The following is a 24,588-nucleotide window of genomic DNA, read 5'->3' on the forward strand; positions in this document are numbered from 1 at the left end:
AGAAGATGGAAGAATATACAAGAGAACAAATCCAAAGAGCAGATGATACCGATTTATATGTTTTTCTTTCTGGGAGAGGAGAACAGTTCAAACGATGTGGAAAAGAATACCGGTGGTTACGACATGACAGTGTGATGATCAACAAGAACGAATGGTATCGTTTTAGTCAGAATAAAGGCGGTCATGCCATCGATTTTATGAAAGAATTCTACGGTCTTTCTTTTGCAGAGGCAGTCAAAGAATTATTAGGAGAAGAAAGAGAAACCGATAGAAGAACGGCGAAGGAAGATGCAGGCAGACAGAAGGTCTGCCCCATCCCCTTGCCTGGATTGGAACTGCCAGAAAGAAATGAAAGCTGTGAGATTGCAAGGAAGTATCTCATTGAACAGAGAAAACTATCGGAACAACTGGTAGATCAGATGATTGCAAAGGGGGATATTTATGAAAGTAAAAACTATCACAATGTGGTATTCGTCGGAAGAGACAAAGAACAGAATCCCAGATATGCAGCTATGCGGGGAATCGATGAGAACCGATATCGTGGGGAAGCAAGAGGTTCAGAAAAAGCCTATGGATTTGGCCATATAGGAACGGATGAAAAACTATTTGTGTTTGAATCTCCCATTGATCTTTTGTCTTATATCACCGCAGTTCCGGAAGAATGGGAAAAGCATAGTTATATTTCCCTGGGAGGATTGAGTGAAAAAGCAATGAAACGGATGTATACAGAATATCCTCATATCCATTCCATCTACTTGTGTCTGGATAATGATGAGCCTGGAAATGAGAGATGCAGGCAGTTTGTTTCTCTTATTCCGGAGGAACTGAGTGTGTACCGATTAGAACCGGTGAAGAAAGACTGGAATGAATGTCTGGTAGCAGAAGTTCCGGTAGAAAATATGGCAAAGCAGATGTGTTGGAGAGATGCCAGGGAAAAACCAGTTCCGGTCATGAAGATGTCGGAGGTTGAGGAAACGGTGGTCCAGTGGCTATGGTATCCGTTCATTCCCTTTGGAAAGGTTACTTTGATCCAGGGAAATCCGGGAAAAGGAAAAACATGGCTTGCAATGGCGATTGCTGCATACTGTACCAACGGAAAGGAACTTCCCAATGCACTTCCCATAGAACCCTTTAATGTGTTGTATCAAACAGCAGAGGATGGGATAGCAGATACCATTAAGCCTAGATTAGCAAAATGTGGTGCAGATATGACAAGGGTGCGATTCATCAATGAAGATGAAAAACAGCTTTCTATGACGGACGATCGGATTGAAAAAGCCATCCGCCAGAACAATGTACGCCTCATGATCATGGATCCCATACAGGCTTATCTGGGAGCCAATGTGGATATGAACCGGGCCAATGAGATCCGTCCCTTATTTCGACATCTCAGTACGATTGCAGAGAGAACCGGATGTGCCATTGTTCTCATTGGACATTTGAATAAGTCATCGGGAAGTCAGAGCGATTACCGTTCCCTTGGATCTATTGATATCGCAGCGGTGGTACGAAGCATCTTATTTGTAGAAAAGGTGGAAAAAGAGAAGGAACAGGATATCCGAGTGGTATATCAGCAAAAGGATTCTCTTGCTAAGAAGGAAAATCCGGTAGCGTTTTCTTTAGGAGAAGAAGGATTAAAATGGTTAGGAGAATACGATATATCCATTGAAGATCTGCTGATGGGGAAAGCAGGAACGAAAAAGGAAACGAAACTGGAAAAGGCACAGAAATTGATCCTGGAGTTATTAACCAAACGGAAAGTAATGTGTTTAGAAGAATTAGAGGCAGAACTGCTAGCCTATGGGATTTCTTCCAGAACAGGAAGAGATGTAAGAAAGCAATTGGAAAGTAGATTAAGCTATGACTGGTGTCAGGGAAGAAAAACAGTTGCGTTAATCACAGAATAAAGGATGACATTGGCAAAAAACTACTTTGGCATTGGCAGTCTTTATAGATACCTTTGCCAGCCGCCAATGTCAAAAGGATAATAAATGAACAATAGGAGGAAATGAGAATATGAAAAATGAAGTACCGATTTGGGAAAAAAGTAATTTAACGTTGGAAGAAGCGGCCGCTTATTCTGGGATAGGTATTAATAAATTGAGAAAATTAACAGACAGAGAAGATTGTAGATTTGTTTTATGGAATGGAAGCAAACGTTTGATTAAGAGAAAAGGTTTAGACGAATATACTGAAAAAATGTATTCCATTTGAGGTGAAATTAACAAAGTACTTTTTTCTGGGAGAAAAGGTACTTCGCAAAAGGGTGATAATTTGCTATGATAAATAAAAAGATATCACCCTTTTCTGTTTGGATGAAAGGAGAAAAGCAGTTTGACAGAAAAAGGGGTAAATACAAAAAATAATAAGCGTAAGGATAAAAATAGGATTGTACTACGTACAGGAGAAGGTCAACGACCGAATGGAACCTATGAATATCGATGGACAGATGAAGAACATAAGAGACGCAGAGTTTATGCAAAAACGCTAGAAGAACTTCGAGAAAAAGAAGAGGAAATACTGAAAGATAGAAATCATGGAATAAAAGCAGAGGCGAGATATAAAACATTAAATGAACTTTTCGATGTATGGAAACAATTGAAAAGGGGATTAAAAGATAATACTTTTCAAAATTATCAGTATGTATACAATATGTTTGTTCGTCCAGGTTTTGGTAAAAATAGAATTTCAGAAATAAAAAAATCAGATGTAAAACGATTTTATAATCTTTTGGCAGATGAAAGATGCTTAAAAGTCTCAACAATCGACAGTGTTCATACGGTTTTGCATCAAGTACTTGATATGGCGGTAGATGATGATTATCTTCGTGCAAATCCATCAAACAATGTATTGAAAGAATTAAAACAGTCCCATGTATTTAAGACAGAGAAGCGAAAGGCACTAACTAGATCAGAACAAGAATTACTTTTGAATTATTTACAAAACAGTGATCTATATAAACATTGGTATCCGATTATTGCGGTTATGATTGGAACAGGGCTTCGGGTTGGGGAGGTGACTGGTTTAAGATGGTGCGATATAGATCTAGATGGTGGAATGATAGATGTAAATCATACGTTAGTTTATTATAATCATCGAGAGACAGAAGGTAAGAAAGGATGCTATTTTACAATTAATACACCAAAGACAGAAGCTGGAAATCGTCAAGTCCCAATGTTAGATTTTGTAAAAGAAGCATTCTTAATGGAAAGAAAATTTCAAGAAGAAAATCACATCCACTGTGAAACGATTATTGATGGATATACGGATTTTATTTTTGTAAATCGTTTTGGGAAAGCACAACATCAGGGAACTTTAAACAAAGCTATCCGAAGAATTATTCGCGATTGTAATGACAAAGTTCTTCTTGAAGATGAAAATCCAGAAGTTTTATTACCACATTTTAGTTGTCATTCTTTACGGCATACATTTACAACAAGAATGTGTGAGGCTGGGGTTAATATTAAAGTAATACAAGATGCGCTTGGACATTCGGATATTTCGACCACATTGAATATTTACGCAGATGTTACAAAAGAGACTAAAAAGAAGGAATTTATTGGTCTAGATGAGTGGTTTCAAAAAGAGGCATAGTAGTACATCTCTATTAAGCCATTAAGCCAAAAGTTAAGCCGACAGGCAAAATAGTTATAAAGAGCTAAGTAGAAATATGAAAATGAAAAATATTTGCCATACAAATAAAGTAGGTTTTTGAATAGAAATAAAAGGTTATGTAAATGTTCGGGCAGTGTTTCCGACAATGAAAACACTTGGCGGAGCAGAGTCCAAAAAAGCTGCAAAACCTGCAGCGGAAAAAGCACCGGATACAGTAAAAGAGGTAATTGATTTCTCCAAGGTTCAGATTGAGCCACTTTTCGAGGAAGCTGTTGATTTTGACACTTTCAGCAAGTCTGATTTCCGTGCTGTAAAGATTAAAGACTGTGTGGCAGTTCCAAAGAGCAAAAAGCTTCTTCAGTTTACACTGGATGACGGAAGCGGTACAGACCGTACAATTTTAAGCGGAATCCATAACTATTATGAGCCGGAGGAACTGATTGGAAAGACTGCGATCGCAATCGTAAATCTTCCGCCTCGCGCCATGATGGGAATTGATTCCTGTGGAATGCTTATTTCAGCAGTACACGAGGAAGAGGGAGAAGAGAAACTTCATCTTCTGATGGTGGATGACCATATTCCGGCAGGAGCAAAGCTGTACTAATTTGACATAAGGATGTACCGTTTTGGCTGACAAAACAATACGTATTTCATTTGATGAATTTCATAAAAAACAGTGATTTACATCAAACTTATATCATTTGATACAGGAAATCGGTGCAAGCAAGAAAAAATCGCATAATTAGCAGAATGAGTGGGCAATTCCAATCGGGATTGCCCATTTTTAAAATAAATAGAAATACAAATCGGAATTTGTGGAGAGATTTCCTGAACTTTCCTTATTTTACAGGCTTTTCAGCCCATTAAATAGTGAAATGATATGTATTTTCCCTTATTTTTGCCCTTATGCGGAATCCGCAAGGGAAATAAGGGAAATTTTTAGTTAAGCATTGCTCGCTACTTTATCAAGAAGTCTTGCGGAATCCCGTTTTGCTTTTCTTGTTGAGTGAGCGTAAATATTCATTGTGGTACTGACATCAGAGTGTCCTAACAGTTCCTGTACATCTTTCGGTGCAGCTCCATTGGAAAGCAGATTGCTGGTATAAGTGTGACGCAACTGGTGAAAATGGAAATCTTCAAATCCTTCCAGCTTCTTTGCCACTGATCTGCATACAATGCTGAGTGTACTCGGCAGTTCCAAAGAGCCATCTGGTCGCAGGCAGACAAAGGAGATTTCTTTGTAATCTGTCGGGACTTCCTGTGTTCCGTCAAGATGATAGTATTCATAATATACCCTGTTTTTCACATGCACTTCTTTGTAGTAATTGCGGTGATATAATTCGCCATACTGCATCCGGTTTTTGAGCTGTTCTTTTCTGGCAGCTTTCAGTATTTCAGTCAGCGTATCTCCAAAATCAACAATCCTTACTTTTTTCCGTTTCGTTGGTCCGATAATATTTTTGTGTTTCATGCCGTCGTAGCGGATACTGCGTTTTATGGTCAGGCATTGTTCCTCAAGGTTAATGTCCTGCCATGTAAGACCACAGGTTTCCCCGATACGGAGCCCGGCATAATACGCAATTTGAATCGGAAGAATAGCAGGTGGATTTTTCTTTTCCAGATATTGGATAAGCCGTTCATAATCCTCATGTGAAATCGGCTGTGTACCTTCTTCCACTTCATCATCGGAAAAGAGGTCAACTTCCTCTGCCTGCTTTTTCAGCTTAATATACTGCATCGGATTGAAACTGATTAACTGTTTTGGAAATACTGCAAAACGGAATGACTGCTGTAACACTGCGGAAAAAGAATGGATATAATCTTTGCTGTATCCCTTTTTTACTTTCTCGTCTGGAAACTCACCACCGAATGTAAGCAGATCAAGAAATGCCTGTAAATGTTCGGCAGTAACTGTTTTCAGTTTGCGGTCTGCAATCGGGTGTTTTTTGGTACATCGGATTGCACCAAGATAATTTTCCACTGTACCGTTGCTGAGTGTCCCAGTTTTCAGTTCTTCTTCTGCCCACATATCCAGAAGTTCCCCTACGGTAAGATTATCTGCCTTTGCAACAAACTTCTTATCTTCGTAGTCTTCCAGTGCCTTGCGGAGAAGCTTTTCCGTCTCACTTTTACTTTCGGTTCCGGCGTATTCTTTCTGAACCATTTTACCGCTTGCATCTTCTACATAGAAACGATAGTACCATTTTTTTCCTTTTTTTCTAACAGATCCTTTTGCCATAATCGTATGTCTCCTTTCGATATCAGACAATCGGAACTGCTGAAATGCTTCTTGCGTGTAGGCATCTTATGGACAAGTCCATAAGCCAATTCGCCGCTCGTCAAATCTGTAAACAGCTTGACTCGCTTGCGCTCATTGTATCATAACTCCGATTATCTTACTATACCGATTCAGAATCGTCATACATAACTTCGGATAAAAGATTTGCAAGCCTTTGTTCTGCCGCTTCCGGTTTCTTTGAATAGAGCCTTACAACATCTGCCATATCATTAAATGCGTTGACAGTATGTGTGATCTCCCTGAGAAACATAATCTCATTATATTCATCTTTCGATTCAAATCCCATTACTTTGGCAATGTCCGCATCTTTGGTACTGCCTTTGTAATTTTTACAGGCGAACTGAAACGAATCCAGAAACAGTTCATATTGCTTTAACATTAACAGCAGTAAGTCTTTAGAAAAAGCGTCTTCTGTTTTATTGAGGTCAAGAGGAAACTGTTTGAGAATGTCGCCCATCGCATCACGAATCTGCAATTCTTTCTTATCCGTAATATCAGTTTCATATTCATCGGTTTCCCCTTTGAGCCATTCAATCGATACATGAAGTGCTTCCGAAAGACCTTCCAGTACCATCTTTTTGGTATTGTCAATCGAACCATTCTCATAACGCAGGATTGTGGAAGCGGTAACTCCCATCTTCTCTGCGACATAAGGCTGTGTCAGATTTAATTCCAGACGGCGCTGTTTTGCCCTGCTGCCGATCAGCTTGCGTAGTTCTTTATCTTTCATGCTGATGTGCCTCCTTTTTCGGTATGTCATTACTATACCACGCAACAAAATATATTGCAATATGCAATTTTAAGAAAAGCAGCAAAATTTCATAATGCTTGACAAAGCAATATAAACACGCTATACTGACAGCACAAATGAAATTGCATAATGCAATTCGAAAGGAGGTGGTCATATGACGCAAAGAAAGATTGCCTTATCTATTGAGGAAGCTGCTGATTATACGGGAATTGGCAGGAACACCCTGCGAAAGTTGGTAGAGTGGAAGAAACTTCCGGTATTGAAGGTTGGGAGAAAAGTCCTGATCAAAACGGATATGCTGGAACTTTTTATGGAAGCCAACGAGGGCAGGGACTTGAGGGATAAGGGAAATGTGAAAGCAGTCACAAGAAACGGTTCAACTTAAAAAAGCGGTTCCCGAAGAAACCGCCAAAGGTTCTATCAGACCGGAGTCATGATATACCTACACGCAAGCAGATTATACCATGTACTTCGTCTGACAGACAACAGGAAACTTATGTTTGGAAAAAAAGAAAGGACGATGATATTTATGGCAAGATCAACAAAGAGTTATGAGGAGCGTATGCTCCAGTTGGAAAAGAAAGAACAGGAAAGCCTTGAGAAAGCAAAACAGTATGCAGCACAGAAACGGGAACTGAAGAAACGTCAGAAAGATGTGGAAACCAAAAAACGGACACACAGGCTCTGCCAGATTGGCGGTGCAGTGGAATCGGTACTGGGTTCTGCGATTGAGGAAGATGATATCCCAAAGCTGATCGGCTTCTTAAAAAGGCAGGAAGCAAATGGGAAATTCTTCTCAAAGGCAATGCAGAAAGAGCCAGTTGCAAATACGGAGGAAGTGTAATGCCGGAGGGAGTGGAGTTTCCATTCCCTTCATTGCTTTTTTATGAAGGGCGCACTTATGGACAACCAGAGGTCGTCCGTATAAGTTTGCCACAGGTGGCAACCGGTCTGCGCTTACGCTTGCCGGGCTCGTTCCGTCGGCGGGGCTTTCAGCCAGACCTGCTCATGCCGCAGGAGGCACTCTTCGCCAGAGGGGCACATTCCATGCAGGCTGTTATGCACAGGGCACTCTTACGCAGAGGGTGCTCCGGCAGATACCATTTTCTTTTAGGAAAAACGTTACCTGCCGGAAATCAAAGCCGGATACGGCAGAATGGGGGAAACGGAGCATGGCGATTTTTCATTATACAGTAAAGATTGTTGGACGCAGCAAAGGAAAATCCATCATATCGGCGTCTGCTTATCTCAATGGCGATGTGATGAAAAATGAAGAAACAGGCAGGATCAGCTACTATACTTCAAAAAAAGAAGTCGTTTATACCAGCCTGCTGATGTGTGAAAATGCACCACAGGAATGGCAGAATGTACCTGCTGAAAATATCAGACGGTTCCAGAAATCTGTCCGATATAAAAGGGCAGATAACCAAAATGCTGCACTGGAAAAATTCAAACTTACTTTTCAGAAGCAGCGTTTATGGAATGAAGTCTTGAGGATAGAAAAAAGTTCAGATGCACAACTCGGCAGGTCATTTGAGTTCTCACTTCCGAAAGAATGGAGCCGACAGGAACAGATTGATTATACAACTGAATATATTCAAAAGACCTTTGTAGATAAGGGAATGTGTGCGGATTGGAGTATCCACGATAAAGGAGATGGTAATCCCCATGTGCATTTACTGGTGACGATGCGACCATTCAATTCAGACCACTCATGGGGTAACAAAGAAATCAAGGATTGGGAGTTTGTCAGAGATGAAAATGGAAATATTGTGGTGGATGAATCCCATCCGGACTGGTGGCAGGATAAAAAGAACCCTGACCGTCATGGAATCCGAATCCCCGTACTTGATGAAAATGGAGTCCAGAAAGTCGGGACAAGGAACCGCAAACAGTGGAAACGTGTATTAACCGATGCTACCGGGTGGAACAATCCGAAAAATTGTGAGCTATGGCGGAGCGAATGGGCAAACGTCTGTAATGCACATTTGAAAACGGAAAATCACATTGACCATCGTTCTTATGCAAGGCAGGGAAAATTAGAGATACCGACGATCCATGAGGGCGCAGATGCCAGAAAAATTGACGAGAAATTTCAAAACGGACAGACATCCTCTACTTCATGGAAAGTAGAGGAAAACCAGATCATAAAAAGACAAAATGCACTGCTGGATAAAATACAGATTTCTTTTGGAAAAGTATCCAGTGCATTAACACAATGGAAGGAGCGATTGCGTGACATTAGAAGAAAGCCGGGAAGTCATTCCCATGATGGAGACAATGATAAACCAGATCGAGGAACAGCAGAATCTTATGGCAGAGATGGTACAGGAATTGCAGGAACGGGACAGGCAGCTCCTGTCTTTTCAGGAGCAGAACCAGAGTTTAAAAAGCTTAAACAGCGAATTATCCAGGCTGCTAAATCTTTTGCCAGATACAGAAGAACTGCTCTCACAGATCGAGCAACAGAAAACCAGAATCGAACAGTTGGAAAACGAGAATCAGCAATGGCAGGAATTAACGCAGAAGCTGAACAACGAGAACAGCTTATTGCAGAAACAGAACAGCGAATTGCTGACCTTAAACAGCAGATAGAGAAAGCGAGGGAGATCGATGAGCGAATGCAGAAACTTAGAGAACGTCGGGCAGGTGGAAGAACTTCTGCTGATGACCGAACAGATGCAGGACGAACTGGATCAGAAAGACCAGACAATCCAGGAACTAAACAGGCAGCTAAGCGAATCGCTGACCTTGAACGAGAAATTGAACAGCGAAAACAGAGCCGAGAATATCGAAGCATTGCGGACAAGATTAAGGCAAACAGAGGAACGATTGACCAGCGAGACAGACAGCAGGAAAAGAGCCGACGCAGAAGCCGTGGCATGGAAATTTAAGTATGAAAAAGCAGAGCAGGAAAAACTTTATGCACAGACACACCAAAAGACGGTAGAGGTAGCTGTTGAGAAAAAAGTGCCTTATGAGAAATGTGAAAAATGTGACCGTACTGCTTACCGGAAAGCAAAAGAAAAATGCGATAGCCGTAAAAGCCAGTTAGAAAAGAAATATAAAAATATGACGATTGGTTATGAAAGTATCTTGTTTCTACTGGCATGGTACAGCATAACAACAACACTGTTTACTGCGATTCTTTCGCCGGTTTTCCTTAACGACTGTATCGTCTTTTTCGGTGCGTTAGGAAAAGGAATGGGAAGTTTATTTCGGGAGTTTGTGACAGGTGCAGACTCTTTCGGACAGTTAAGCAGTGGAATACCTAACAGTATTCTTTCCGGGATTGTGTACTGGCTGATTGCCGGTACTGTCATGGCAATTTTATTCGTAATAACCGGGTGGCTGATAATCGGGATTGGTTATCAGGTAGGAAAAATCTACCGGAAATATTGTTGGGATATCATCAGTATCGTGGTAGCGATAACGAGTACAGCTGTTGTAATTTACTTTGGAGAATGGATTAAAAACGCTAATCCGATAAATCTTATTGTATTGCTATTACTGTCGCATATTATTTATATTGGAATCAGATGTTATGTGAAAGACTGGATGGAAGAACGAGGATATTATTAAAAGAGGACAGGGAAATTTCATAATCTTCCTGTCCTTAGTAAGGGACTATTGATTGTTTATATAAAGAAAAAGTATATAAATAAATCTTGACAATTAGTACGAACTCGGACTATAATGCAAAAGTCCGGATTCGTACTAATTTAAGGAGGAAAAAGATGAGAAAAGATAATAATATGATAATACAGTTGCAACGATATTATGCTTTATGGAAAGAATGTACAGCAATGTATGAGGAATGGTCAAAGGATCAGGGACTGTCTTCAAATGGAGTTTTTGCTTTGTATTCATTTTATGAAAGTAATGGAAGATGCACGCAGAAAATGATAAGTGAAAAATGGAATATACCTAAGCAAACGGTAAATACGATACTAAAAGATTTTCAGAAAAAAGGATACATCAATATGGTATCTGATGATTCAGACAAGAGAAATAAGCTGATATGCCTCACAGAATCAGGAATGGAATATACGAAAGATATCATAGAAAAACTGCACTCAAAAGAAATATATGTAATCGAAAAAATGGGATTAGAGAATATAGAAAGTCTTAATGATAATACAGAGCTGTTTATCAGACTTTTCAAGGAAGGAGATTGTAAGAAAAATGAATCATAAATCATTATTTTTTAAATATGTTATTCCATCTATTATAGCATTTGCATTATCAGGAATATATGCGATAGTGGATGGATATTTTGTAGGCAATACCATAGGAGATGCTGGACTTTCGGCTATTAATATTGCATATCCGATTGTGGCTTTGATTCAGGCTCTTGGAACAGGAATTGGTATGGGAGGAGCTGTTTATTACTCAATTAATGCAGCAGAAAAGAAAGGAAAACGGGCAGAAGAATTTATTGCTACAAGCTGGTGGCTTCTTGTAATAGTAAGTGTTATCAGTACCATAATTATTTACTCCTTTTCGTCTAAAATTTTAGGATTGCTTGGAGCAGATGGAATTATATTAACAAATGCGACAGATTATATCAAAATTATAGCACTTGGAGCAATATTGCAGATTCTTGGAACTGGAATGATGCCATTCATTAGAAATTATGGAAACTCTTTCTGGTCAATGTTTGCGATGGTTGGTGGATTCATAACCAATATTGTTCTGGATTTTATCTTTGTATGGATATATGAAATGGGCATGAAAGGTGCAGCCACAGCTACAATAGCCGGACAGGGTGTGACTGCAGCAATTGCAATCATATACGCATTATATAATAAAAAGTTTTATGTGTATGTATCCTTAAAAAATGTAAAAGAAATGTGTGGCGCTATATTCAGAGTAGGTCTTGCACCATTTGGGCTAGCATTGACTCCTAATATTTCATTGGTGTTTATAAACCGATTCTCCGCTTCTTATGGGGGAGAAAAAGCTATTGCAACTTATGCATGTGTATCCTATATTATCTGTATCATATATCTCATATTGCAGGGCGTAGGTGATGGAAGTCAACCTTTAATGAGCCGTTTTTATGGTGAGAAGGATCAAGAAAGCCTGAGAGGAGTTCAGAGAATGGCATACATTTTTGCAATAATTCTTGCTGTTTGTGGTGGAATTATCATGTATGTAAACAGAGCAAATATTGGAGGGGTTTTCGGAGCATCTTATGAAGTAAGTATTGAGATTTCTAAAATTGTACCTATATTTTTAGTGTCATTACCATTTGTTGCGATTACCAGAATAGCGACAGCTGGATTTTATGCTACTGAAAAAAGTGGATTGTCATACATTCTTACATTCATTGAACCAGTATTGATGCTGATATTTATGCTTGTTTTACCACCTTTATTTGGTGGACAGATTATGATATGGTGGAGTACGGTATTGGCACGTGTTTTTTCAGCGATTCTGGCATTCATACTAATAAAATATTGCGAAAAGGGAGATTTGCAATATGGAATACAGAAAATTTAACAATCAGATAGTAGCAAGAATAATCTAGGTTTATCTATTGTATTTTTAAGGACAGCCTCATAGCAATAGGGCTGTCCTTTTAAAATTATGAAGCTAATTTTTAATAAATTCTAGTAGATTTTGATTGGAATAATCATAACTCTAATGAATCTTCAGCATCTACCCACATCTGTAAATTCCCATCAAGATATAACCTTGCATATTCTAATGGCTCATCGATTGCAAGCGATGTCAAAGCACAATCAGATCCAGGTGTGGTTCTTAAATTTTTTTCTGCTTCCCAACAATCAATACGGAGTATATAGCCCGTATTAGTATATACATCAATGCTGTTGCACTGTGGATTGTATTCTGCAAATATTGTTCTCATCGTATCCCATCTCCTTATCATTTAATCAATCAGTAGTAGCAAAAATTAAGAAGCATTTCAATCAGTTCACCATGTCACTTTTATTTTGTGTTATACTGTCTTATAGATTTTTCTTGCCCTTGTATTTGCCCTTATCAGAGTGCATAAACACTGATGGGACGATATAACACAAGGGAAATAATAAGGGAAAGCTCACCTGCGACAAATCCAGTGTTTTCAAGGGGTTGCGAAGAATTTAATAATAAAATATAACAGTTATTAAATTTCTTAAAACAGGTGAAATCTCAATCGGGAGTTGTAAAGGAGAAACATACTATGAATATAGGGGGTTGACTATGTGTGGTTTTGGTTATTCTATTTGTGATGATAGGAGTATTCCTGTAATTCAGAAATAACGCCAATTGAATAAAAAGAAACCTGGAAGTACAATTAAGGTGTTCATCTTGGAGGGTGAAAAATACTTTATAAATACTGGAGATTTCTATAATGAATTAACACAGAATGATAGACTTAATCAAGTAACAAGTGACACTTTCACTTTAGGACCCCAAAAACAATCGCCTTACTTGCAAAAGATGGAAGATTTTTCACTTCTTATCTTCCTTCGGTTGGGTGTTTGGATTTAATGGCAAGGTACAAATACTTGCACCGGAGAGTGTGAAAGAACAGTACAGACAGATGATTGCAAAAGCCGATGAGGATATGCAGGAAAGTGAATAGTGCAGATTTGAATTTGTGCAGACGGTCTGCACAAATTAGGTAAGATTGAATTATAAGACTATGAAGCGAGGTAGTGGATATGGAAAAAGACCCGTTTAAGGAATATTTAAGGGAGTCTGAACCGGATAAAGCTCATAAGGGGTATGCTTGGAGTACAGCAATCGGACTTCAGGCGGTGGACGGACTCAAACCATCTAAATATTTGATTGATACTGCCATTCAGAATATTAAAGGCAAAATCACGATGAAGGAAGCACAGAGCCTTATCGACAGCTACTATGAGGAAAGACCTGTCCATTTGTCTGATGACGAGCGTACTGAAGAAGCTGATAAGGTTTCTTCCCGTATTGCTGAAATTCTTTCTGAAACAGCGTTCTCATTTTCTCCGAATGAGTATATCTCTATCCACCGCAAACTCTTTCAGGGGATTTATAAACACGCCGGAAAGATTCGAGATTACAACATCACAAAGAAAGAACGGGTGCTTGATGGAGCAACCGTTATGTACGGTAGTGCGTCCGAACTGAGAGCTACACTTGAATACGATTTTTCGCAGGAGAAAGATTTTAGCTACAAAGGACTTTCAATGGATGAGATTATCCATCATCTTGCGGTATTTATTTCAAGGTTATGGCAAATCCATATTTTCGGGGAAGGCAATACGAGAACAACGGCAGTGTTCTTCATCAAATATTTAAGGACGCTTGGGTTTTCTGCAACCAATGATATTTTTGCAGAAAATGCGTGGTATTTCAGAAATGCACTTGTCCGTGCAAACTATACGAACTTGCAAAAAGGTATTTACGAAACAACAGAGTATCTGGAAGCATTTCTCAGAAATCTGCTTTTGAACGAGAAAAATGAGCTTCATAATCGAAATCTTCATATAAGTGGACTTTTGAACGAAGAAAAAGTGGATATTGGGGATGCAAAAGTGGATATTGAGAATGAAAAAGTGGACATTCAAGATGAAAAAGTGGATATTGAAAGTGTACTTTCCGAAAAAGGTAGTGATTTCTCAGTAAAAACGATGGTTCATATTCACAGACTTTTTGAAAAGTTTGACTTTGATGGAATATTTGGAAGAAGTGCAGTTATGGAACTTCTTGAGCTGAAAGGTTCAGGTGCTTCAAAACTTCTTTCCAATTTGGTGCAGGCAGATATTATTGAACCAGTATCCGGTCACGGAAAAGGGAAATATAAATTCAAGAAGTAATTCAAATCAAGGTAGATTGAATAAGAAAGAATTTGTGCGTAGAAATTTTCAATAAAATAAAAGATACTGAGGTGTTAGCAAATTGCGACACCTCTTTTATCAATTTTAAAGGTCTATTTGACATATATTTTGCTAAAAACTATACTATAAATATCTAAATACGATTTTGGGGTAAATGTTTAAAAGGAAACAATTTGTATGAGTGATACCGAGAGGGTATTGTACTTTCTGGAGGGGAAAATAATGAAAGCTATAATTTGTGATGATGAAAAAAGCACCTGTTCAGAACTAGAAAAGATTATACTGAAATATGCGAAAGAGAAAAGCGTTTCACTTGCAACAGGAATTTTTTATTCAGGGGATACTTTGCTGGATTATTTGAAAAGAGAGAAAATAAATATTCTTTTTCTGGATATAGAGCTGCCAGGAAAAGATGGAATTATGATTGGTAAATATATAAGAGAGGTTCTGGAAGATGAGAATATATTTTTGATATATATATCTTCAAAAGAGAATTACGCATTACAGCTTTTTCAAAATCGACCGTTTGATTTTCTGATAAAGCCAATAGAACAGGCAAAGATATATCATGTTTTGGATAACATTTATCGCATATCGGGGAAAAATAGTGTGGGGTTCAAGTTTCAGGCTCAAAATAGTACATATCGCATTTCGTATAAAGATATTTTATATTTTCAAAGTACCGGAAGAAAAATTAATATTGTCATGCAAAAAGAAGTCAGAACATTCTATGGAAAATTGAATGAGATAGAAGAAAAAATACCGGAAAATCTTTTTTTGAGAATCCATAAATCGTATCTGATAAATAAAAGTTATGTAAAGGAATTTACATATGAATGGGTAAAAATGTTGAACGGAGATGTGCTGAATGTGAGTAAAACTAATCGCCCTGATGTGCGAAGAAAGATTTTGGAGGGTACTTCAGATGAGGTTGAAAATATTTAATAGTATTATAGCGTTACTGGCAAACGCACTACGTTTTCACGCATTGAAGTATTTTGTTAATATTTTTGTGCAAAAAGAGGAAAGTAGATGGAAACATATTTCGATTTTGTACATTATAGGGTGGGCATGGACAGGTGCGATAAGCCTGTTATTTTCTTCTCCTGTTTTGAATGTTTTTTCAAACATTATAAGCCTTTTCTTGATTTTTTTACCATACCGCATAAAGAAAACAAAAAAGTGTTTGGCTATATTTGTTATATATGGAATTAATGTATTGGTTGACAGTATTGTTATTTTATCTTTGATAAAATATATGATAGGACAGCCGCTAAAGCAGGTATATGAATGTATTACGAGTTTAATTTTATTATTTATTGCAATTATTATACAAAGAATAACAAAACCTGAAAAAGAAGTTACATTACCGATATTAGATATGGCTACACTTTTAATGATTCCTGGTGTTAGTATTGCATACATATATTATTTGGTTATTGTTGCACATGAAATAAAAGGAATTGTTATTTTGGTAGCATTGGCGCTTCTTTTCATTAATATTCTTATTTTTTATCTGTATCATTCATTACTTAAATTTTATTCTGATCGTATGAATGAGTTGGTATTTAAACAGATGTTAGAAGTTTATTCTTATCAATTAGATATAGTCAGAGAATCGGAAGAGCGGGTGAAAGCGCTGAGGCATGATATAAAACATCATATCATTGAGTTATCTGCAATGGCTAAAAAAAATAATAATGACGACATAATAGAATATTTAAGTAGCATGAAGGAATTTATGCTAAATCCAAAAGAATATGCAACTACAGGTAATCGGGAAATAGACGGAGTATTAAACTATATGTTGCAGAAAGCAAACAAGACGCTGAATCAGGTAGATGTTCAAATAAATATTCCAGAAGATTTATATCTAAATAATTTTAATATTTGCGTGATCTTAGGGAATCTGGTAGACAATGCAGTAAGAGAGGCTAGTAAATCACAGGAAAAGCTACTGACTATAAAAATACAAATAAAGCAAGAGTTGTTATTAATTTTTATAGAAAATAGTTACTCGGGAAAAATTCTTGAAAAGAAAAACGGATTACAGACAACTCAGACAGAACTTGCAATACATGGTATTGGATTAGAAAATGTAAAAAGAGTGGTTGTTGCTAACGGAGGAGAAATTAAAATAGATTATACATCCAACAGATTTTGTGTTCAGGTTCTTTTGTATATGTCAAGGATCAGAAGTTAAGAGGCTTATTAAGAGTCTCTTTTTTATATAAAGGTAAAGTCTAATTTTGACAAAAACAAGGGCGAATTTTTACAATCTAAAAGAACTAGCACTTTTTTATGTTATATTCTAATTACTTAAAAGAAGGGAAGGTGTAGGTCCAATGAACAAAAAATGATTACACAAGGGAAGAGGGCATTAGTAAGTTTGGCAAAAAAATATCTGTTCGTGATGCCAATATTACTTGTACTTTTATGTATTACCAGCCTGAACTCCCACAGGTAGTAGAAAAACTGAATAAAATGAATGAAAGGGGTAAGAAAGAATGTATAAAAAATTATTATGTGCAACGGCTTTGGCTGTAACATTAATTGCTAGTAGTTCTACTGTTTCGGCAGGGACAATACCATTTACTGTTACAGTTGGGGGAGCTGGATCTCAGGATCCTTTATCAAAAAGAGAAATAAAAACAGCTGACGGAGATACATTTGCCTACTTTACAGGGAAAAGATTCAGCGCTAATCAGGTTGGAATCTATGTAAGATCATATAATTTGAGTAAGGAGTATATTTATTCTGGACAAAAATTTTTGGTTAGCACTACGGCGGGAAAAGTTCAGAGCGCTCAGTATAATATGGAAGCTCCTGGTGGAGAATATTATTATATGAAAGCACAGGCACAAAGTAAACGTGTGACGGTATCGGGGAATTATTGTCCGTAATCTTTTAAATATGTAATATTAGTAGAAAAAGGAGGAATATATCCTCCTTTTTTAAGACATAGGGAGGCTGTACAATGAAATATAAAAAAGCTTTTATGGTGGTTCTTTGTGGTTGTTTGCTCATGCCGGTGATTTCTCGAAATATGGTTATGGCATCCGAAATCAGTTTTCCAGATAAATATACAAATGAACAAAATGGAGTAACCTTTGAAACAGTAATTGATGTTCCGGAGAATCTTGATTATTCAAAGATAAAAACAGGAGCTGCAAAATTGCAGTATCCGATACCTGAGTAGGCTATGTCGGAACTTGCTGCTGATGCCACGATAGTTCAGCAAGATGTATCAAGTGTTGAATGGCAGGGGAAAAATATAGATATTAATTACTATACATTTGAAGATGGAAGTTTTTTGAATCTGGATACGGGGCTGACGTATGCAAAGCCCTATTCTGATAATGTTATGAGTGCATTTCGTGTTGAAAAAACGGAAGCTTTTAATGCGGACAATTACAGTCAGGAAAGCAACTTTGATTATATGAGTTCGGAAGATGCTTTTAAGTGTATTTTGGATATTGTCAACAAATGTGGATATGAATTAAAAGAAACAAATTATGAATATTATGCTTTAGATGCAGAAACCATGCAGCAACAGGAGATTGTAGAAAATAAGTTAGATAATAATTCTTCCGGTGAACCAAGGGCATGGAGCAAAGAAGATGACTGTTATTATTTTTTTACAGAACAGATGTATGAGGGACTTCCAATTTATTATGGAAATCATACGTTTCCGGATGATGGAGTTACAAACAAACCTGTTCAGGCAATATACTCTTCCAGAGGTTTAGAAAGCTTACGTGTAAATAAAGTATATAGTATTACTGAAGGGGGAGAATCCGTGAGCTTGTTGGGCTTTGATGAACTGGCAGGAAAAATAGCGGATAAATACGGGAACTTACTGACATCTTCATCTTACTATGTAAATCGTGCAAAGTTATATTATATGCCAGTTGAAGCAAGTACAGAGGATTATGAATTACGTCCGGTATGGTTATTTGAAGTTCATGAAAAATCTACAGACAGTGAAACAGGAAGCGAATACGAAATAACCTTATATACATTTCTGGATGCTCAGACAGGAGAGGAAGTGACTGTCTGATGAAATCAAACCGGAACAGAGGATATTTATTAACGGATATAGGAAGGGTGTTTAAAAAGAAGGAAACCTACATAGGGATGATCGGAGTAGCTGCTGCATTATTTTTTTCAATCAGCAGTGATTTACAGGAATCGGTTATTTCTAATTTTTTGTATGGGACATATGGAGTAGGATTTTTACTTTCGTTTGTATTTTGTGCGTTTTCCTACGGGACGATTTACAGTGATGAACTGGAAACATACTATATTCGTTATTCTGTAATACGTGGTGGATTGAAAAAATATGTGATTTCCAAAACGGCAGCGATATTTTTGTCCTCGGTATTGGTTATGGTTGCAGGATGTGGAGTGTTTGGCATTCTTTGTTCATTGCATATGCCATGGGCAGATGCTCAGATCTGCCAGGAACTGGCAGAATATGGGGGATATGCCTGGCTGATAGAAGAAAAGAAATATGTACTATGGATTTTGGCGTACGGATTACAATGGGGCTTGCTGGCAGGAAGCCTTTCTCAGATAGCGGCATATGTTTCTTTATATATAACCAATCGTCTATTGGTACTGGCGGTGCCGGTATTTTGCTATCAGATAATTACTGAGTTTTCTGCAAAGCTTACGGAAAAAAACAGTATGTGGAGTATTCAGAGCGTTTTTGATGCCAGGTATCGTATGTTTGGAAACGATGGAAAAATGTTTCTGTGGGCGTTGGGGTTAAGTCTTTGCATAACAGCATTTTTATGTGGAGCAAGCTATATCAGATTAAAGAACAGGATGTAAAATATGAAACAGTTACGTTATTCAATTCGGATTTTTTTACAGAAGCTTCAGCAAAACAGAATGTATACGCTTCTGATCTTAGAAACCTATGTCCTTTATATTTATGTTCAGCCTGTGATCGATTTTTCCAGGGATGTTAAATATCCGTCAACGCCATGGTTGCTACCGTTTCTGTTTTCTAATGTGTATTTTATTTTTTTATTTATGCTGGGGGTGGTATATTTGTTTTCCGATATACCCTTTATGCAGCAGTATTATATGTATCAAATAGTGCGGACAGGAAGAAAGAGATGGGCGCTGGGACAGATTGGTTCAATTATTCTTCAATCGTTATTTCTGATGATTTTTAATTTTGCTGTAAGCATACTGTGGATTGTGGGACATTGTGAATGGAAAATGGAATGGGGAAAGCTGCTTCATACTGCCGCTTTAACAAATGCGGCAGGACATTATGGATTTTTATTTGATGTGCCATATTCAGCAATACAGAAATATTCACCACAACAATTAACGATTCTAACTTTATTTATTGGTACGTTGGTAATTGCATTTACAGGTGTTTTTATGTTTGCAGTCTGTTTAATACTAAATCGTTATTGGGCGATAGCAGCAGCGATTGTAATGGTCAGTATGGTTTATTTTGTTCATAACGCAAATCCTGCCATGGTTCAAAAGATATCTGCATTTGCTCCGGTTAGTTGGATACAGACGACAAATATAGGAACAAAAATGTATAATTATTATACACGGCCTTCGTTAAGCTACATAGTATGTGCATTGTGCGTTGGAATTTTAATCTTTGGTATGTTGATAATATGGCGTGTGAACAACGTAGAACTTTCATTTTGCAAAGAGGATTGAAGTTCTGATCCCAAAAAATCAGTGTGTAAAGAGGGTGTTGTAGAAATGGACAGTCAAAAATATGTGATAGAAGTTTCTCATATTAATAAGAGTTTTAAGGGAGTTCAGGTTCTGAAGGATATTTCACTTCACTGTGAAAGTGGAAAAATCTATGGTCTGGTGGGACATAACGGTTCTGGAAAAACCGTTCTATTTAAAATTATCTGCGGGTTTGTTTCCTGCGATTCCGGAACTGTTTCTGTAAATGGAAAAGTGATGGGAAAGGATAAAGACATACTGACAGAGGCCGGAATTATTATTGAGGATCCAGGGTTTTTGAGAACATGGAGCGCATATCATAATCTGGAGTTTTTGTATACATTGCGAAATAAAAAAAATAAAAAGTATCTTTACTCTATACTAAATAAGGTGGGGCTTGACCCCAAACTGAAACGTCCGGTAGGAAAGTATTCACTGGGAATGCGGCAAAGACTTGCTCTTGCACAGGCGATTATGGAGGAACCTGAAATTCTGATTCTGGATGAACCAATGAATGGGCTTGATAAAAATGGCGTAAAAGAGATACGGGAACTTCTTTTGGATATGAAAAAAGAAAATAAACTGATCATACTTGCCAGCCACAATAGAGAGGATATAGAGATACTTTGTGATGAAGTATATGAAATGGATGGCGGTATGATTTATAAGATGAAGAGATAAAATCTGCCGGAAGATAAGAAAAATGGCGCATACGACCGAATTTCACTGTCGGATATATAGAATAAAACGGAATATGGATCTAAACACGAGCAGTTAGCCTATGAAAATAGGTTATCTGCTTTTTTAATAAAAAAAGCAATTGGGTAAATTGTCAAAAGTTATTTTGAAAAGATTTTCGTACAAAAGGGTAACTTTAATAAATCTGCGAATTACATTGAGTTTCAAAAGATTTTAAGCAGCCGGCATATGGAAACAGGCTGGCTGTTTTGTTTTTTACATGAATTTTATAATAACAGACCATTAGATTATACGATATAGTGATAACATATAAAAAATTTATAAGGGAGACCGGTTTCACATTATAAAGTTTTAAATATGTAAGGGGGAGTTTTTTATGGAAAAAACGTATGTACTTGATACTAATGTCCTGATTCAGGCGCCGTATGCCATTGAGTGTTTTGAAGAAAATGAAGTGATTCTGCCAATGACGGTACTGGAAGAGCTTGATAATCTAAAAAAGGATGAAGGGGAAAAAGGCGCAAATGTACGGAAAGCGATTCGTATTCTTGAAACGTACAGAGGGAAAGGAAATCTGATAGAAGGTGTGGAAACGGAGCAGGGAGGTATACTGCGTGTAGAAAAAAATTATCGTAATGTTGAATTGCCTTCGGATCTGCCTGAATATAAATCGGATAACAGGATTCTGAAGATTTGTGTCGGTCTGGCAAAAGAAAGAGAAGAACAGGTGATTCTTGTAACAAAAGATATTCTTTTACGCATAAAAGCCCAGCTTCTTGGTATTCAGGCAGAAGATTTTACTACGGAGCAGGTTGCCGGACATGAAGAACAGTACCTTGGGCGAAAAGAAGTTTTTGTACCGGAGGAATTGTTTAAAGAATTTAAGAAAAAGGGTATTCCTGTACAAAACGTTTATTGCTGTGATGAAAATGGAAAAAATATTTGTCCGGAACTGTTTGAAAATGAATTTATTATATTAAAAGCAGATCAGTCTTCAAAAAAGACTCAGTTAGGAAGAGTCGAAAAGGGAATGATACGAAAACTTGAGTATAAAAAAGCTACACCGTATGGCGTCAGTCCCAGAAATGTAGGACAGTATTTTCTTCAGGAAGCATTGATGCAGCCGGCGGAGAAAGCTCCTCTTGTGATTGTAAAAGGAATGGCGGGAACCAGTAAGACATTTTATTCACTGGCAGTAGGTCTGGAAAAGCTGATGAATCATCCATCCGGGGAGTACCGGAGAATACTTATCTGCAGACCGAATGCACTGTTTGATTCCGATATCGGATTTCTTCCCGGAGATGAACAGGAAAAGATCTCTCCTTTAATGAGGCCGATCATAGATAATTTGGAGCAGCTGGTAGATTCCAATGATAAGGAAAGGTATTTAAATGAGCAGGAACTCAGTGATAAGATACAGGAGATTTTTGACAGGGGAGTGATCCAGACAGAAGCGTTGAACTTTATAAGAGGGAGATCCCTGATAAAAACGTATCTGGTGATTGACGAAGCGCAGAATATGACCCCGGCGCAGATAAAGGGAATTATCACACGTGCAGGAAAGGATACGAAGATCATTCTTTTAGGTGATCCCAATCAGATTGACAGACCATATTTGGACGATCGCACCAATGGACTCAGCTATGCAGCGGAACATATGAAAGGGAGTCCGTTATGCTGGCAGATCACATTGCTGCCGGAGGAATGCGAAAGATCTTCTCTGGCAATGGATGCGATTTGTCGCTTGTAATTTTAAGCTGATTTTAAATGGACGATATACAGCTTTTATATGGAATACAAATTTTAGATACCGAAGAAGGCGGAAAACTTGGATTATAAAGACATATTAAGAAATGAAGAAGTAAAAGCTTTTTTAAGGAAAGGAAATGAAAATCTGGGGATTCTTGGATATACCGATCATTCAGAAAAGCATTGTGCCATTGTGGCAAAACGGGCAGGTATGATTTTGAAAAGGCTGGGATATTCTAAACATGAAATCGAACTGGCAGAGATTGCCGGTGCATTGCATGATATAGGAAATGTGGTCAACAGGAAGAATCATGGGGAATATGGAGCAATCCTTGCAAATTCTATTTTGGAAAAACTGGGATTCATCCTGGAGGACAGAGTGATTCTTATGTCTGCCATTGGAAATCATGATGAAGCTACAGGAGAAGCGGTTGATGCTGTATCTGCAGCGTTGATCCTGGCAGATAAAACTGACGTTAGAAGAAACCGTGTAAGAAATAAAGATAAGGCAAGTTTTGATAAGCATGATCGTGTAAATTATGCAGTGACAAGTGCGGCAGTAAAGGTAAATGCGCAAAAGCATCTTATTACATTAAATCTGCAGATTGATGAAGAAATCTGTACTATGTATGAGTATTTTGAGATTTTTCTTGGAAGAATGATGATGTGCAGAAAGGCGGCAGAGCTTCTGGGGGCAAGATTTAAGCTTACAGCAAATGGTAGTAAAGTATTGTAGAAAAGCCAGAGACGATTATAATATATGTATAGAGATTATAATCAATGACAAATGTAACGGAGGTAAAAATATGCTGGCTTATACGTATGTGGAAAAAGGTAAATTTGAACTCAGGGAAAAACCGGAGCCGATTCTTCAGGATGAAAGGGATGCGATCGTCCGTGTAACTATGGCAAGTATTTGTTCAAGCGATCTTCATATTAAGCATGGGTCTGTTCCCAGAGCGGTGCCTGGAATTACCGTGGGACATGAGATGATCGGAATTGTAGAAAAGACAGGCTCTGCAGTAAAAAAAGTGAAGCCGGGGGATCGGGTAACTGTAAATGTAGAAACTTTTTGCGGGGAGTGCTTTTTCTGCAAAAAGGGATATGTGAATAATTGTACAGATCCAGATGGCGGCTGGGCATTAGGCTGCCGGATAGACGGCGGACAGGCGGAATATGTTCGGGTTCCTTATGCGGATCAGGGGCTGGATCGGATTCCGGACGGAGTGACCGATGAACAGGCTCTTTTTGTGGGAGACATCCTGGCAACCGGATTCTGGGCTGCGCGCATATCTGAGATTAAAGAAGAGGACACGGTTCTTCTTTTGGGGGTAGGCCCTACGGGAATCTGCACGCTGCTTTGTGTCATGCTTAAAAATCCCAAGAGGATCATTGTATGTGAAAAAGATCAAAGCCGCCGCCAGTTTATAAAAGAACATTATCCTCAGGTGCTTCTTACAGAACCGGAAGATGTTCAGAACTTTGTAAAAGAGCACAGTGACCATGGCGGAGCAGACGTAGTTATAGAAGCGGCAGGAGCCGGGGAGACTTTCCGTATGGCGTGGGAATGTGCAAGACCCAATGCGGTTGTTACAGTGGTGGCGTTGTATGATGAAGCGCAGATCCTTCCTCTTCCGGATATGTACGGGAAGAATCTGACCTTTAAAACAGGTGGGGTAGACGGATGTGACTGTGAGGAAATCCTCCAGCTGATCAAAGAAGGAAAAATTGACACAACGCCTCTTATTACACATAAATATCCTCTTGCACAGATTGAGGAAGCATATAAGCTTTTTGAAAACAGAGAGGATCATGTTATAAAAATTGCAATTATTTAAAAAAGCAGCAGTTGAAAACTTTTGTTGGATATTTATCAGAGTAAAAGGACGGAATTGTTATTGACAGTTATATTTGATATAATAAACTAA

General features: G+C 38.0%; 25 protein-coding genes and 1 pseudogene. 23 read left to right on the forward strand and 3 right to left on the reverse strand.

Annotated features, from left to right (window positions below):
• Positions 1-5: 5 nt before the first annotated feature.
• The 4 genes and pseudogenes from LU279_RS01950 to LU279_RS01965 form a co-directional block, all read left to right on the forward strand.
• Complete coding sequence (locus tag LU279_RS01950) at positions 6-1,907, forward strand: AAA family ATPase (protein WP_274420537.1); 1,902 nt, start codon at positions 6-8, stop codon at positions 1,905-1,907.
• 109 nt (positions 1,908-2,016) lie between these two features.
• Complete coding sequence (locus LU279_RS01955; protein ID WP_117861157.1) at positions 2,017-2,214, forward strand: excisionase; 198 nt, start codon at positions 2,017-2,019, stop codon at positions 2,212-2,214.
• A gap of 120 nt (positions 2,215-2,334) precedes the next feature.
• Positions 2,335-3,594, forward strand: coding sequence for a tyrosine-type recombinase/integrase (locus LU279_RS01960; RefSeq protein WP_274420542.1), 1,260 nt, complete (start codon positions 2,335-2,337; stop codon positions 3,592-3,594).
• Between the two features lie 154 nt (positions 3,595-3,748).
• Positions 3,749-4,219 (forward strand): annotated as a pseudogene (locus LU279_RS01965) (hypothetical protein); the annotation flags it as partial.
• A gap of 339 nt (positions 4,220-4,558) precedes the next feature.
• On the opposite strand, the gene LU279_RS01970 reads toward LU279_RS01965, so the two are convergent.
• The gene (locus LU279_RS01970; RefSeq protein ID WP_274420545.1) at positions 4,559-5,854 is read right to left on the reverse strand and encodes a tyrosine-type recombinase/integrase; all 1,296 of its coding nucleotides are present in this window, start codon (positions 5,852-5,854) and stop codon (positions 4,559-4,561) included.
• Between the two features lie 160 nt (positions 5,855-6,014).
• On the reverse strand, positions 6,015-6,644 hold the full coding sequence (locus LU279_RS01975; RefSeq protein ID WP_009243739.1) for a helix-turn-helix domain-containing protein: 630 nt from the start codon (positions 6,642-6,644) through the stop codon (positions 6,015-6,017).
• Between the two features lie 175 nt (positions 6,645-6,819).
• On the opposite strand from LU279_RS01975, the gene LU279_RS01980 reads away from it, so the two are divergent.
• The 6 genes from LU279_RS01980 (at position 6,820) to LU279_RS02005 (ending at position 12,170) form a co-directional block, all read left to right on the forward strand.
• Complete coding sequence (locus LU279_RS01980; RefSeq protein ID WP_002578307.1) at positions 6,820-7,050, forward strand: helix-turn-helix domain-containing protein; 231 nt, start codon at positions 6,820-6,822, stop codon at positions 7,048-7,050.
• Between the two features lie 144 nt (positions 7,051-7,194).
• Positions 7,195-7,509 (forward strand): DUF3847 domain-containing protein, encoded by a 315-nt coding sequence (locus LU279_RS01985; RefSeq protein ID WP_002578306.1) that lies wholly within the window; start codon positions 7,195-7,197, stop codon positions 7,507-7,509.
• Positions 7,510-7,837: 328 nt separating this feature from the next.
• Entirely contained in the window at positions 7,838-9,559 is a 1,722-nt protein-coding gene (locus tag LU279_RS01990; protein WP_117535163.1) for a MobA/MobL family protein, read from the forward strand.
• Positions 9,498-10,247 carry a DUF6040 family protein gene (locus tag LU279_RS01995; RefSeq protein ID WP_009243742.1) on the forward strand — a complete coding sequence of 250 codons (750 nt, stop codon included), beginning with the start codon at positions 9,498-9,500 and terminating at the stop codon, positions 10,245-10,247. The genes LU279_RS01990 and LU279_RS01995 overlap by 62 nt, the downstream gene beginning before the upstream one ends.
• Positions 10,248-10,402: 155 nt before the next feature.
• Positions 10,403-10,861 carry a MarR family transcriptional regulator gene (locus LU279_RS02000; RefSeq protein WP_108817235.1) on the forward strand — a complete coding sequence of 153 codons (459 nt, stop codon included), beginning with the start codon at positions 10,403-10,405 and terminating at the stop codon, positions 10,859-10,861.
• Positions 10,851-12,170: an MATE family efflux transporter gene (locus LU279_RS02005; RefSeq protein WP_109214827.1), complete on the forward strand. Its 1,320-nt coding sequence runs from the start codon at positions 10,851-10,853 to the stop codon at positions 12,168-12,170. The genes LU279_RS02000 and LU279_RS02005 overlap by 11 nt, the downstream gene beginning before the upstream one ends.
• Before the next feature lie 133 nt (positions 12,171-12,303).
• Here the strand turns inward: LU279_RS02005 and LU279_RS02010 are convergent, their stop codons facing one another.
• Positions 12,304-12,540, reverse strand: coding sequence for a DUF6061 family protein (locus LU279_RS02010; protein ID WP_002578301.1), 237 nt, complete (start codon positions 12,538-12,540; stop codon positions 12,304-12,306).
• A gap of 799 nt (positions 12,541-13,339) precedes the next feature.
• Between LU279_RS02010 and LU279_RS02020 the strand changes: the two genes are divergently transcribed.
• The 13 genes from LU279_RS02020 (at position 13,340) to LU279_RS02080 (ending at position 24,498) form a co-directional block, all read left to right on the forward strand.
• Entirely contained in the window at positions 13,340-14,476 is a 1,137-nt protein-coding gene (locus tag LU279_RS02020) for a Fic family protein (protein WP_274420557.1), read from the forward strand.
• A gap of 243 nt (positions 14,477-14,719) precedes the next feature.
• Positions 14,720-15,442, forward strand: a complete 723-nt coding sequence (locus LU279_RS02025) for a LytR/AlgR family response regulator transcription factor (protein WP_274420559.1) — start codon at positions 14,720-14,722, stop codon at positions 15,440-15,442.
• The gene (locus tag LU279_RS02030; protein WP_274420560.1) at positions 15,423-16,700 is read left to right on the forward strand and encodes a GHKL domain-containing protein; all 1,278 of its coding nucleotides are present in this window, start codon (positions 15,423-15,425) and stop codon (positions 16,698-16,700) included. Before LU279_RS02025 ends, LU279_RS02030 begins: the two co-directional genes overlap by 20 nt.
• A gap of 176 nt (positions 16,701-16,876) precedes the next feature.
• A complete protein-coding gene (locus LU279_RS13535) occupies positions 16,877-17,044 on the forward strand; it encodes a cyclic lactone autoinducer peptide (RefSeq protein WP_274421159.1) in 168 nt (55 codons plus the stop codon).
• Positions 17,005-17,400 (forward strand): hypothetical protein, encoded by a 396-nt coding sequence (locus LU279_RS02040; RefSeq protein ID WP_274420562.1) that lies wholly within the window; start codon positions 17,005-17,007, stop codon positions 17,398-17,400. Before LU279_RS13535 ends, LU279_RS02040 begins: the two co-directional genes overlap by 40 nt.
• A 74-nt stretch (positions 17,401-17,474) precedes the next feature.
• Entirely contained in the window at positions 17,475-17,696 is a 222-nt protein-coding gene (locus tag LU279_RS02045) for a hypothetical protein (protein WP_274420564.1), read from the forward strand.
• A gap of 3 nt (positions 17,697-17,699) precedes the next feature.
• Entirely contained in the window at positions 17,700-18,557 is an 858-nt protein-coding gene (locus LU279_RS02050; protein WP_274420566.1) for a hypothetical protein, read from the forward strand.
• Positions 18,557-19,333 carry a hypothetical protein gene (locus LU279_RS02055; protein ID WP_274420568.1) on the forward strand — a complete coding sequence of 259 codons (777 nt, stop codon included), beginning with the start codon at positions 18,557-18,559 and terminating at the stop codon, positions 19,331-19,333. The genes LU279_RS02050 and LU279_RS02055 overlap by 1 nt, the downstream gene beginning before the upstream one ends.
• A 3-nt stretch (positions 19,334-19,336) precedes the next feature.
• Positions 19,337-20,194: a hypothetical protein gene (locus LU279_RS02060; protein ID WP_274420570.1), complete on the forward strand. Its 858-nt coding sequence runs from the start codon at positions 19,337-19,339 to the stop codon at positions 20,192-20,194.
• A gap of 45 nt (positions 20,195-20,239) precedes the next feature.
• Positions 20,240-20,893, forward strand: a complete 654-nt coding sequence (locus LU279_RS02065; RefSeq protein ID WP_274420572.1) for an ABC transporter ATP-binding protein — start codon at positions 20,240-20,242, stop codon at positions 20,891-20,893.
• Positions 20,894-21,287: 394 nt separating this feature from the next.
• The gene (locus tag LU279_RS02070) at positions 21,288-22,661 is read left to right on the forward strand and encodes a PhoH family protein (RefSeq protein WP_274420574.1); all 1,374 of its coding nucleotides are present in this window, start codon (positions 21,288-21,290) and stop codon (positions 22,659-22,661) included.
• A gap of 78 nt (positions 22,662-22,739) precedes the next feature.
• Positions 22,740-23,396, forward strand: coding sequence for an HD domain-containing protein (locus LU279_RS02075; RefSeq protein WP_274420576.1), 657 nt, complete (start codon positions 22,740-22,742; stop codon positions 23,394-23,396).
• A 70-nt stretch (positions 23,397-23,466) separates the two neighbouring features.
• Positions 23,467-24,498, forward strand: coding sequence for an alcohol dehydrogenase (locus LU279_RS02080; protein ID WP_274420578.1), 1,032 nt, complete (start codon positions 23,467-23,469; stop codon positions 24,496-24,498).
• Positions 24,499-24,588: the final 90 nt, after the last annotated feature.

This window comes from Blautia sp. XA-2221, from assembly GCF_028767025.1.
GTDB lineage: Bacteria > Bacillota > Clostridia > Lachnospirales > Lachnospiraceae > Blautia_A.